General features: G+C 63.7%; 11 protein-coding genes. 4 read left to right on the top strand and 7 right to left on the bottom strand.

Translation table 11 applies throughout. The features are described from left to right. Positions 1–28: 28 nt before the first annotated feature. The 3 genes from I6E58_RS06060 to I6E58_RS06050 all read right to left on the bottom strand — a co-directional run bounded on the left by I6E58_RS06060 (position 29) and on the right by I6E58_RS06050 (position 3,023). Positions 29–1,000: a MoxR family ATPase gene (locus I6E58_RS06060; RefSeq protein ID WP_197132864.1), complete on the bottom strand. Its 972-nt coding sequence runs from the start codon at positions 998–1,000 to the stop codon at positions 29–31. A gap of 181 nt (positions 1,001–1,181) precedes the next feature. After that, a complete protein-coding gene (gene cofE / locus I6E58_RS06055) occupies positions 1,182–1,970 on the bottom strand; it encodes a coenzyme F420-0:L-glutamate ligase (protein WP_129071827.1) in 789 nt (262 codons plus the stop codon). A gap of 39 nt (positions 1,971–2,009) precedes the next feature. Beyond that, on the bottom strand, positions 2,010–3,023 hold the full coding sequence (locus tag I6E58_RS06050; RefSeq protein WP_197131437.1) for a TIGR03557 family F420-dependent LLM class oxidoreductase: 1,014 nt from the start codon (positions 3,021–3,023) through the stop codon (positions 2,010–2,012). A gap of 227 nt (positions 3,024–3,250) precedes the next feature. Here I6E58_RS06050 and I6E58_RS06045 point away from each other — a divergent pair, with 227 nt between their 5' ends. The 3 genes from I6E58_RS06045 to I6E58_RS06035 all read left to right on the top strand — a co-directional run bounded on the left by I6E58_RS06045 (position 3,251) and on the right by I6E58_RS06035 (position 5,305). Then, the gene (locus I6E58_RS06045) at positions 3,251–4,027 is read left to right on the top strand and encodes an alpha/beta hydrolase (protein WP_307841993.1); all 777 of its coding nucleotides are present in this window, start codon (positions 3,251–3,253) and stop codon (positions 4,025–4,027) included. A gap of 394 nt (positions 4,028–4,421) precedes the next feature. Continuing rightward, positions 4,422–4,712 carry a hypothetical protein gene (locus I6E58_RS06040; RefSeq protein ID WP_197131434.1) on the top strand — a complete coding sequence of 97 codons (291 nt, stop codon included), beginning with the start codon at positions 4,422–4,424 and terminating at the stop codon, positions 4,710–4,712. Positions 4,713–4,864: 152 nt separating this feature from the next. After that, a complete protein-coding gene (locus I6E58_RS06035; RefSeq protein WP_129071830.1) occupies positions 4,865–5,305 on the top strand; it encodes an Hsp20/alpha crystallin family protein in 441 nt (146 codons plus the stop codon). 108 nt (positions 5,306–5,413) lie between these two features. Here the strand turns inward: I6E58_RS06035 and fgd are convergent, their stop codons facing one another. The 3 genes from fgd to I6E58_RS06020 form a co-directional block, all read right to left on the bottom strand. Next, positions 5,414–6,430 (bottom strand): glucose-6-phosphate dehydrogenase (coenzyme-F420), encoded by a 1,017-nt coding sequence (fgd, locus tag I6E58_RS06030; protein WP_129071831.1) that lies wholly within the window; start codon positions 6,428–6,430, stop codon positions 5,414–5,416. Positions 6,431–6,448: 18 nt separating this feature from the next. Continuing rightward, positions 6,449–6,937, bottom strand: a complete 489-nt coding sequence (gene coaD / locus I6E58_RS06025; RefSeq protein WP_129071832.1) for a pantetheine-phosphate adenylyltransferase — start codon at positions 6,935–6,937, stop codon at positions 6,449–6,451. A gap of 71 nt (positions 6,938–7,008) precedes the next feature. Next, positions 7,009–9,123 carry an ATP-dependent DNA helicase RecG gene (locus tag I6E58_RS06020; RefSeq protein WP_231595383.1) on the bottom strand — a complete coding sequence of 705 codons (2,115 nt, stop codon included), beginning with the start codon at positions 9,121–9,123 and terminating at the stop codon, positions 7,009–7,011. Between the two features lie 131 nt (positions 9,124–9,254). On the opposite strand from I6E58_RS06020, the gene rsmD reads away from it, so the two are divergent. After that, positions 9,255–9,827 carry a 16S rRNA (guanine(966)-N(2))-methyltransferase RsmD gene (rsmD, locus tag I6E58_RS06015; protein WP_197131427.1) on the top strand — a complete coding sequence of 191 codons (573 nt, stop codon included), beginning with the start codon at positions 9,255–9,257 and terminating at the stop codon, positions 9,825–9,827. A gap of 58 nt (positions 9,828–9,885) precedes the next feature. Here rsmD and thiL read toward each other — a convergent pair whose 3' ends face one another. Then, entirely contained in the window at positions 9,886–10,878 is a 993-nt protein-coding gene (gene thiL, locus I6E58_RS06010; protein ID WP_197131424.1) for a thiamine-phosphate kinase, read from the bottom strand. Between the last annotated feature and the right edge of the window lie 9 nt (positions 10,879–10,887).

Below are 10,887 nucleotides of genomic sequence, written 5' to 3'. Positions count from 1 at the left end.
GCAGGCGAGGCATCGGCGTCGACGTCGACTAGGACGCCGCGGAGGCCAGAGGAACCGGCGTCTCCGCGACGATACGTTCGACGACATCAGCGATCGAATGTCCCGTCAGCACAGTGGATGCCTGCGAGGAATGCCGCGCAGGAATCATTCGGTGAGCCAGCACCGTCACGGCAAGCGCATCGATGTCATCGGGCAAGACGAAGTCACGGCCGTCGATCGCCGCCCGAGCCTTTGCCGCCCGGACGAGATGCAGCGTCGCCCGCGGGCTCGCCCCCAACCGCACCTCGGGATCACGACGGGTCGCCTGGGCAATCGCCACGGCATATTCCTCGACCGCTGTGCTCACGTAGACGCGTCGCACTGCAGCAATCAGCTCTCGCAACTCCTCTACTGAGACAACTGCCTCAAGCGCGTCGAGCGGGCTCGTGAGCTCGCGCGAGCGCAGCATCTCCAGCTCGGCAGCGGCATCCGGATACCCCATGGAGATGCGAGCCATGAAACGGTCGCGCTGAGCTTCGGGCAGCGGGTAAGTGCCCTCCATCTCGATCGGGTTCTGAGTCGCGACCACAATGAACGGTGCCTCGAGATCGTACGTGGTGCCGTCGACGGTCACGCTAGATTCGGCCATGCACTCGAGCAGGGCCGACTGCGTCTTGGGGCTCGCGCGATTGATCTCGTCACCGATCAGAATGTTCGCGAAAACGGGCCCCTTCTTGAACTCGAATTCGCGCGTGTTCTGGTTGTACACAGAAACGCCGGTGATATCGGCCGGCAGCAGATCGGGGGTGAATTGCACGCGGGACACAGTGCTGTCGACCGTGCGAGCCAGCGCGCGCGCCAACATGGTTTTGCCGACGCCAGGAACGTCTTCGATAAGGAGATGCCCCTCGGCGAGCAGTACCGTCAGCGCCAGTCGCACCGCCTCATCCTTGCCATCGATCACGGTCGAGACGCTGCGAATAATGGCATGACAGTGATCGTGAAACACGTCGGCGGGCATCACGCTGGAGCTAGGGTCATCCATGGATTGAGTCTTACACCCGTCTACCACTAGGGCAATTGTTTGCGGTCGCGGAGGCGTTCTTCGAGAGCGTGGATCGCGGATTGGTGTTCGAAGTACGCGCACGAAATGAAGAGCCCCATCCGATTATCGTAGAGGCAAAATCACCGACAGTCGAGCATTATTCCTCTTTGAGGGCGCTCTCGTCATGCGCTTCATCGAAGCCCGCCATCCAGGCCTCTTTCGTGCCGAGGCTGAACATGTCTTCGGGGCCGCTGCGCACGAGCGAACGGGCGCCAGGAGCATCGAGATCAGCAACGTGACTGCCGAGTCCGCGCAGCACAGCAACGGGCAATCCCCCGGCCTTGCCCTTGACGAGATCGGTGGCGGCAGCAACTTCATCCGCGAGCGCCGTGACGCTCACCGCGAGCGGGCGGCCCGAAGCATCCGCGGTGCCTCGCAGGTCATCAAGCACGTGGATGCCGGCGGCACCAATAGCGATGTCAGCCTGCCCCTTGCGCCAGGGCCTGCCCACGGTGTCGGTAATCACGAGGCCGACGGTCACGCCGAATCGCTGCCGCAGGCCAGCACACAGTGTGCGCGCGGTCGCGTCGGGATCGAGCGGCAAGAGCAGAACAATGCCGTCGGGAGTGTTGCTGGAATCAACGCCGGCGGCCGCCATCACGAGACCGAGTCGGTTCTCGACGATGCGCGTCACACCATTGGGGTGCTCGCGCGACGCGACGATGCGCACGGTTTCGTCGGTGATCGCTTGTTCGCGATCTGCCGCTTCAACCGAGCGGCCCTCCGCCTTGCTTACAATCTTGGAGGTCACGGTGAGGATGTCACCATCGAGCAAACCGCCCGCGTTCACATCGCCGGACTCTGTAACGAGGGCACCCGCGATCACCTCGACAAGGTCGTCACCGGACACGATTTCGGGGATGCCGGGTACGGCCCAGGCGCTCATTCTCACGCTTCTAGTGTGGGGCATTATTCGCGCGCGCTACTACTTGCGCAGTGCGGGAAGCACGTCGCGGCCGAAGACATCCAGAAATTCTCGCTGATTGCGACCCACGTTGTGCAGATAGATGCGATCGAACCCGGCGTCGAGGTAGCTCTGGATGTAAGCACGGTGCACGTCGGGATCGGCGCTGACGGGCATCCGCCCCTCGAAGTCTTCTGGTCGCACCATTCGCGCAAGCTGTTCGAGTTCAAACGGCGAGCGGATGTCGTTCTTAGCGAAACGCAAACCACCATTCGGCCACTCGGTGAGCGCGTTGCGCATGGCTTGCTCATCTGTTTCGGCCCAGCTCAAGTGCAGCCGCAGCACGCGGCTCTGGCTTTCTCGACTGCGCCCTGCCTCGCGGGCGCCTTCGGCGAATCGCTTGAGCAGCATGTCGATCTTCTCGAGGGGTGCGGCTTCGGTGATGAGGCCGTCGACGGTCTTGCCGGCTCGCTTCGCGGCGACCGGGCCAGCCGTCGCCACCAAGATTTCGGGGGCGACGGCTGGCATGGTCCAGAGGCGTGTGGATTCGAGGCGATAGAACTGCCCTTCGTGGCGAACGTCTTTATTCGCGAGCCCCGAGGCGAAGAGTTTCTTGATGATCTCGACGGCTTCGAACATCCGATTGATGCGCTCGTGAGCTTCGGGCCAGTACTGCCCAATGATGTGTTCGTTGATCGCTTCGCCGCTGCCGAGGCCCAACCAGTGACGGCCCGGGTTCATCGCAGCGAGGGTCGCGGAGGCTTGCGCCACCATGGCTGGATGCCAACGAAAAGTCGGCGCCGTGACGCCCGTGCCGAGATCGCCTGTCGTCGTCTCACCGAGACCGCTGAGCACGTTCCACACGAACGACGCTTGCCCCTGCTGCGGCACCCACGGCTGGTAGTGATCGGCCGCCATGACGCCGCGGAAACCCCGACTCTCCGCGTGCTGGGCGAAGCCCATCACCTCGCGCGGATGAAAACGTTCGAGCATGGCGGCGTAGCCGATATGGGGTGCAGAAACAGTCACGGGCATCCGTCTATTGTGGCGCTTACGGCGGCCCAAGTGGGCCCACCATTCGCACAACCGTTGAGTTGGCGGGGCTGCGGGCGGATAATGGCGATCTACTCAATGAGGAGTCAGCATGAATCTCGGCGCGTTTTCTGTCCGTCTCACCACGAAAGACCGCGCTGCGTCTTGTGCGTTTCACCAGAGACGAAGCCTCGAGCGAAGCCTTGGGCGATCTCGAAGCCCGATCGTGATTGATCAGCACCGCTAGCCCGCTGATGCACGTCATTCTTATCCCCGGATTTTGGCTTGACGGAGACTCCTGGGCTCCGATAACCCGCGCGCTACGAGATGCCGGTCACACCGCGCATCCGCTCACCCTTCCCGGCTTGCGGCGCCGCGACACTCACCGTGCTGAAGTCACTCTGGCCGATCACGTTGGGGCTGTAGTCGCGGTCGTTGACGCCCTCACGCACGTCGAAGCCGACGGCAGCGAAAACGGCGACGAAGACGAAGAACCAACGCCACGCATCGCTCTGGTCGCGCACAGCGGTGGTGGCCCGATCGCGCAGGCGGTAGCGGATGCCCGCCCCACCTGTCTCGCCAGAATCGTGCACGTCGACACTGTGCCGCTGCCGAACGGTATGCCCATTAACACCGAGCTGCCTACCGTCGACGGCGAAATTCCCCTGCCCGAGTGGAGCGTGTTCGACAACGAAGACCTCGTCGATCTGACCCCCGAACTGCGGGACTGGTTTCGCGAAATCGCGATTCCCCAGCCCGCGCTCATCGCGAGCACCCCGCAGTCGCTCGCTACTCCAGCGCGCTTCAGTGTGCCCGCTACCGTCATCTGTTGCGAGTTCTCCGCCGACCAAGTGCGCGAGTGGATGAGCGAAGGGGCACTCTTTGCTGCCGAGCTCGCCCAGCTCAGCGACCTCGAACTCGTCGACCTGCCCACCGGGCACTGGCCGCAGTTCACGAAACCGGCGGAGCTCGCCGATGCCATCATCACGGCTTTGCATCGCACCTAAATCGGGTCTTGTCGTCAGCGACCACTCGCCCTACACTGAGCAAACGCCAACTATTGAAAGGAGCCTCGCGTGTTTATTTTTACTGTTACGAAGAACCCCACGACCGCCGGCTCCGTCGGCACCCTCACCGCCTAACCGGTTAGCGTTTTCCGCTCACCGGTTCTGACGGTGGCGGCGCTCACGGAGCACACGACCCAACTCGATCATCGCCAACGGCGATTGACTGACGAGTCTGCATCCCCTTATGCGGGTGCGTTCGCCTCGCGATGATCTTCCCTCTTTCAGCGACTCGCGATCACTGGGGGATGCCGTTGGGTCACCACCTGACACAGCGCAATTGGGCGCGCCTTCCGCATCCACTTTTCTCACGAATACAGCTCACGAAAGACATCTCATGAACGCAACACTGGCGGCTCCGAAAGACCGCCATGACCATCCGCCCGAACTCAGCGCCGCTTCAGCCGCTGTCGAGAAACCGCACCACGCGGCACGACGTAGCGTGGGAGTCATCGACCGTCTTGCCCTGCATCTCGGCGTCGCTCTCATCACCTGGAGTCGCCGGCCGCACCGCTCTCGACTGCTCGCCTCGCCTCAGCAGCGGGCCGAACACCAGCTCCGTCGCGAACGACTGGCTCAGGCCAGGGCTCGCGCCGAGCACAACTATCCGCGGTTCATCATCCGCTGATAACACCACAAAAAACCGCCGCCGGATCTCTCCGGCGGCGGTCTTTTCGTTGTCAGCGAACTGTGAGCACAATGACTTGGCACTCTCCAGATGAGAGTGCTAATTTGTTCTTGTTGAGTCACGGTGACTCAACTTTGAGAAAGGGGTTTCCCATGACACTGTCATTTGATCCTTTTGCCGAACTCGACAGGCTCTCCGCAGCTGCCCAGTCCCGCGTCGGCACCCAGCCCATGCCTGTGGATCTCTATCGTCAGGCTGACGAGTACGTCCTCACCGCCGATCTCCCGGGTGTCGACCCCGGATCCGTTGACGTTGACGTCGATGGCCAGTTGCTCACGATCCGCGCCGAGCGTACGGCCGGCGAGCGCGACGGCGCCAAATGGCTCTCGCAGGAGCGTCGTTACGGCTCCTACCTGCGCCAATTCAGCATCGGTGCCGGGATCGACCGCGAGAACATCAGCGCTAGCTACGACAACGGCGTACTGAGCGTGATTATCCCGGTGTCGGAGAAGGCGAAACCTCGCAAGATTGAGGTCAGCACCAACGCCGACAACCAGTCTCGATCGACCGACAAGGTCGCTGTCACGAGCTAGCCGGCTGTCAGTAGTCGGCGATTCTTGCCGACACGACAACGATGGGCGGATGCTTCACGCATCCGCCCATCGTGTGTTAACCCGTGTGCGCGTCTCGCGCGCTAGGCCCTACAGCGCCCGCAAGCGCGGAGCGATGTCACGCTCGAAGAGCTCGAGGAAGCGACGCTGGTCGCCACCGGGCGCATGGAACACCAGGTGGTTGAGGCCGGCATCCACGTACGGACGAATCTCTTCAACGATCTTGTCGGGATCGTTGCCCACAATCCAGCGCGACGCGATCTGTTCGATCGGCAGAGCGTCGGCAGCGCGCTCCATCTCGATCGGGTCGGTGATGTCGTGCTTCTGCTCTTTGGAGAGAGCGAGCGGCGCCCAGAAACGAGTGTTCTCGAGGGCTACGTCAGCATCGGTGTCGTACGACAGCTTGATCTCGATCATCCGGTCGATGTCTTCGAACTTGCGGTCCATCTTGGCCGCGCCCTCCTTCACTCCGGGAATCAACGCGTCGTTGTAGAGGGCCATGCCCTTGCCCGACGTGCAGATAAAACCGTCACCGGCACGACCGGCGTACCGTGCCACCATGGGGCCACCGGCGGCGATGTAGATCGGGATGGGCTGGTCGGGGCGGTCATAAATGCTCGCACCGTGAGTGGAGTAGTACTCCCCCTCGAACGACACCCGGTCGGAGGTCCAGAGTTCGCGCATGAGACGGACCGATTCGCGCAAGCGAGCGAAGCGCTCCTTGAACTCGGGCCAGTCCTGCTCTCCGGCACCGCGGAATCCGGTCGCTACCTCGTTGAGCGCTTCGCCCGTTCCGACACCAAGCATGATGCGCCCCGGGTAGAGGCAGCCCATCGTCGCGAAGGCCTGAGCGAGCACAGCAGGGTTGTAGCGGAACGTCGGAGTCATCACGCTCGTACCAATACGAATCGTGCTCGTGCGCTCGCCCACTGCCGCCATCCAGCTCAGCGAGAACGGCGCGTGACCGCCCTCGTGACGCCACGGCTGAAAGTGGTCGCTGACCGCAACACTCTCCATGCCGTGAGCTTCGGCGGCCACCGCAATCTCTACGAGTTCGCGCGGGGCGAATTGTTCAGCTGACGCTTTGTATCCGAGAGTGAGAGTCATAAACCTATTGTGCCGGTGTTAGTCGCGCGGCGCTTGCAAAAATTCGGAAACCACCCGCGGTACATAGGGCGCAACGTCTCCGCCGAGCGCCGCCACTTGGCGTACGAGCGAGCTGGAAACGTGCGCGTGGGCGGGGTTCGGCAGCATAAAGATGGTTTCGACGGCTGCAAGATCGCGGTTCACGATCGCCATAGGAGTTTCGTACGCGACATCCACTTGAGAACGGATGCCCTTCACGATGACGCTCGCACCGACCTCAGTGCAGTAGTCAACGAGCAAACCCATGCTCCAGCTCGTGACGCGGATGTTGCCGGCGAACCGAGCATCCGCTATCGCTTGCTCGAGCAGCGAGACGCGCTGGGCAATCGGCAAAAGAGCCGTCTTACCGGGGTTGTGCACGACCAGAACGTGCACTTCGTCAAAGGTTTTTGCCGCCCGCTCAATCACGTCCAGGTGGCCCAGGGTGACAGGGTCAAAGGACCCGGGAACGACAGCGATCCGACTCATGCTTCAACGATAGTGGCTGGGGCCTTCCGCCGCGTGGGAGTTCGCTGTGCGGCGACCCTGCAGTGCGGCCGCTAGTTCTTGCCGAGGAAGGCTTCGGCGCTTTCGTCGAGGCGGCGTTGCAGTGCTTCGGCGAGCGCCGGATGCTCCGCAAGGGTCGGATCGGCGGCCTGCACCGTTTGTGCCGCCTCCCGAGCCTCTGTGATGAGTTGCCCGTCGTTGGCCACGCGCAAGAGCTTGAGGCTCGAACGCCCACCCGATTGCACTCCGCCGAGCACGTCACCTTCGCGACGCAGCTCCAAGTCTTTGTTGGCCAGCTCGAAGCCATCCAGAGTGGATGCCACAGCCTCGACCCGCTCGCGAGCGAGAGACTCCCCCTCGGCTGCTGTCACAAACAGGCACAGGCCGGGGACGCCACCACGGCCCACGCGGCCGCGCAACTGATGCAGTTGCGAGACTCCGAAGCGGTCGGCATCGAGCACGACCATGACGGAAGCGTTGGGCACGTCGACGCCCACCTCGATCACGGTCGTTGCGACAAGCACATCGATGTCGCCGGCGGCGAACGCGCGCATGAGCTCGTCTTTCTCGTCGCTCGAGAGCTTGCCGTGCAGCGCCTCGATCCGTTTGCCCGCCAGAACCTCGTTGCTGCGGAGCGACGCCAGCACCTCGGTGACGTTGGCAATGGGGCGCGGCGGGCCGGCATCCGGATCGTCGGTTGCTTTCGGGGCGGGCTCAGTGCCAGGCTCTTCGGTCTTGGCATCAATCGCGGGGCACACGACGAACCCCTGCCGGCCGATGGCCAGTTCTTCGGCCAGTCGCTGCCAGACGCGCGAGACCCAGCCGGGCTTCTCGGCCAGCGGGACCACGTGGCTGCTGATCGGCTGGCGGCCAGCAGGAAGCTCAGCGATGGACGAAATGTCGAGGTCACCGAAGACCGTCATCGCGACCGTTCGCGGGATCGGGGTGGCGGTGAGAACGAGAACGTGCGGCGGCTTCGCCCCCTTAAGGCGCAGAGCCTCGCGCTGATCAACGCCGAAGCGATGCTGTTCGTCGACGACGACGAGTCCGAGATCGACGAAGCTCACGGCATCGCCCAAGAGAGCGTGCGTGCCGATGACGATGCGAGAGGCGCCCGAAACGGTCGCCAGCAGGGCCTTCTTGCGCTCGGCCGTGGGCAACTGACCAGTGATCAGCGTCGGGCGCAGCTCGGCCGCGAGATCGGGACCCAGCGTACGCACGATCGACCGGAAGTGTTGATGAGCAAGCACCTCGGTGGGCGCCAGCAACGCTGACTGGCCACCGGATTGCGCAACAGCCAACATTGCCCGCAGCGCGACGAGCGTCTTACCGGAACCCACTTCACCCTGCACCAGGCGATTCATCGGCACAGGCTCGGCGAGGTCATGGAAAATCTGCTCGCCGACGGACTGCTGGTCGCCCGTGAGCGTAAACGGCAACGCAGCATCGAAACCTTCGAGCAGGGAGCCAGCCGTGCGCGCAATCGCCTCAGACTCGCGCTGCTTCTGGCGCTGCTGCAAGAGAGCGGACTGCAGCACGAAAGCTTCTTGAAAGCGCAGGGCATCGCGAGCACTGCGCCAATCGGAGTCGACCTTGGGGCGGTGCACGAACTCAAGCGCCTGCGAATACCGCAGCAGTTCGCGTTCGCGGCGCACGGCATCCGGCACCGGGTCCTCCAGCGGGCCGAGGGTATCGAGCACGACCTCGACCGCTTTCTGAATCTGCCAGCTTGCGACCGTGGAGGTAGCGGGGTAAATAGGGATTGGCTGCTCAGCCCAGCCCTTGGCCTGCTCAGGCTTTTTTAGCTCGAGCTCATCGCGATCGAAAAGTTCGTAGTCGGGGTGTGCCAGCTGGCGTGTGCCGCGGTACTGCCCGACTTTGCCGGCAAAGATTCCGCGCACGCCGGGCATAAGTTCGTTCGCCCGCCAGGCCTGGTTGAAAAACGTAAGAGTCAGGATGCCCGTGCCATCGCTGATCGACACTTCAAGAATGGAGCCACGCTTGTTGCGCATGGGGCGATTACGCACCTCGCGCACTTCGGCCACGATCGTAACCGCTTCATCCAGCGGCAATTCGGCAAGAGCCGTGAGCTCACCGCGTCGCGCGTACCGCCGCGGATAGTGCGTCATGAGGTCACCGACCGTGAGCAAACCGAGGCCACGCTGCATCGAGGTAGCGGTGCGCCCACCGAGAACGGCGCTGAGCTTCTGATCGAGGGGCGAGGTCACCCTAGAAGAGTACCGGTGACCACTGGCGTTGAACCCACTGAGGCCCTCACCGGGGCTAGGCTCGACACGCTATGACTCGCATTATTGCCGGATACGCCGGCTCCCTCACGATTGCCGTTCCGAGCGCCGGAACTCGCCCCACGAGCGACCGCCTGCGCGAAGCGATCTTCTCCGCGCTCGAAGCCCGAGACGCCATCGAAGGCGCGCGCGTGCTCGACCTTTACGCGGGCACCGGAGCGCTCGGCCTCGAATCGGCGTCTCGCGGTGCGCCCCACGTCACCCTCGTCGAGAACAACGCTCGCGCCGCCGCGATCTGCCGCAAGAACGCGACGCTCATTGCGGCAAAGGCTCCGCGCGGTTCAAAGCCGATCATTCTGACCGCCGCCCGCGCCGTGCACACCTTCTTGGAGACATCCGGCGATCAGTGGGATCTCGTCTTTATCGACCCGCCGTACGAGCTGGGCAATGCCGAGCTCGACGTCGCGCTCGCACTGCTGGCGCCGCAGCTCAGCCCGGACGCTGTAGTGATCGTCGAACGCAGTTCACGCGACCCCGAACCCGAATGGCCCGCCGGGCTCGAACTCGACCGCCGCAAAGACTACGGCGACACCACGTTGTATTGGGTTCAGCCCAGCGAACACTAATTCACCCGTTGGAGCGCTCTTTGCTGAACCGTTCGGCGGAGCATAGCTTCAGCACGCTCTAGCCCGCCGCGCCATCCCACCCGGCGTAGGGATCCCAGCCGCCACGCTCGGTGTAAGCGACTCCATCGACGAGCAGCCCTTCACCCTCGACCACGCGACCGATGGCCCGGAACCCTGCCGGCAGCACTGTTGCCTCGGGGAACGTCGCGAGCAAGGAATGGTCTTCGCCCCCATCGAGCTGCATTCGCCCACCCACTGCTTCGGATGAAAGATCGAGCCCCACTCCGCTGGCCGTCGCGATACGGCGGGCGTCGAGCGCGAGCCCATCGCTGAGGTCGAGCATGGCTGTGGCTCCGCCAAGCGCGGCGGCTTTGCCGTCTGCGATGGGAGGCGCTGGCCTGAGTTGGGCGGCGATGGCATCGGGATGCTGGGTCGCGAGCGCGGCGGCGGCGGCGGCATCCGGCTCCCCGTCAACGACGCCCTCGGTGAACAGCAGACGGAGCCCCTCAGCGGCGAGACCAAGCGTGCCGGAAACGGCGATCACGTCGCCCACGCGAGCGCCTGACCGCAGCACGGGAGCACGGCCTTCGAGGTCACCAAAAGCAGTGATCACAATCGTGAGCACGGTCGAGACTGAAAGGTCGCCGCCGATCACTCCGCAGCCCGGCGCGAGCGCTTCGCAGCCTTCGCGCAGCCCATCAGAGATGGCTTCGAGCGACGCGATAGGAGTGTCGTTGGGGGCAGCAATCGCGACGACCAATCCCGTGGGCACCGCACCCATCGCGGCGACATCCGAGAGGTTCGTGGCCGCGGCCTTCCAGCCGAGGTCGTACGGGCTCGACCAGGCCAGCCGAAAATCGGGGCCGTGAATCATCATGTCTGTCGTGATCACGACGCGCTTGTCGGGAGTGGCGAGCACGGCGGAATCGTCTCCGGGGCCGATCAGTTCGGCAGAGGCAGAGGGCAGCCGCGGAAAAATGCGCTTCAGCGCGGCAAGTTCACCCACGCCTCCGAGAGTGTCTGGGGTCTCGCGCTCGCGGTCAATCGTCATGAACTCACG

This window comes from Salinibacterium sp. SWN1162, from assembly GCF_015864675.1.
GTDB lineage: Bacteria > Actinomycetota > Actinomycetes > Actinomycetales > Microbacteriaceae > Rhodoglobus.
This window is presented reverse-complemented; position numbering and strand designations above follow the sequence as displayed.

Coding starts and splice junctions, on each gene's coding strand:
- I6E58_RS06040 (WP_197131434.1), top strand. CDS start 4,422: ATGAACGCAACACTGGCGGCTCCGAAAGACCGCCATGACCATCCGCCC.
- thiL (WP_197131424.1), bottom strand. CDS start 10,878: ATGACGATTGACCGCGAGCGCGAGACCCCAGACACTCTCGGAGGCGTG.
- I6E58_RS06050 (WP_197131437.1), bottom strand. CDS start 3,023: ATGCCCGTGACTGTTTCTGCACCCCATATCGGCTACGCCGCCATGCTC.
- fgd (WP_129071831.1), bottom strand. CDS start 6,430: ATGACTCTCACTCTCGGATACAAAGCGTCAGCTGAACAATTCGCCCCG.
- coaD (WP_129071832.1), bottom strand. CDS start 6,937: ATGAGTCGGATCGCTGTCGTTCCCGGGTCCTTTGACCCTGTCACCCTG.
- I6E58_RS06060 (WP_197132864.1), bottom strand. CDS start 1,000: ATGCCCGCCGACGTGTTTCACGATCACTGTCATGCCATTATTCGCAGC.
- I6E58_RS06020 (WP_231595383.1), bottom strand. CDS start 9,123: ATGCAGCGTGGCCTCGGTTTGCTCACGGTCGGTGACCTCATGACGCAC.
- rsmD (WP_197131427.1), top strand. CDS start 9,255: ATGACTCGCATTATTGCCGGATACGCCGGCTCCCTCACGATTGCCGTT.
- cofE (WP_129071827.1), bottom strand. CDS start 1,970: ATGAGCGCCTGGGCCGTACCCGGCATCCCCGAAATCGTGTCCGGTGAC.
- I6E58_RS06035 (WP_129071830.1), top strand. CDS start 4,865: ATGACACTGTCATTTGATCCTTTTGCCGAACTCGACAGGCTCTCCGCA.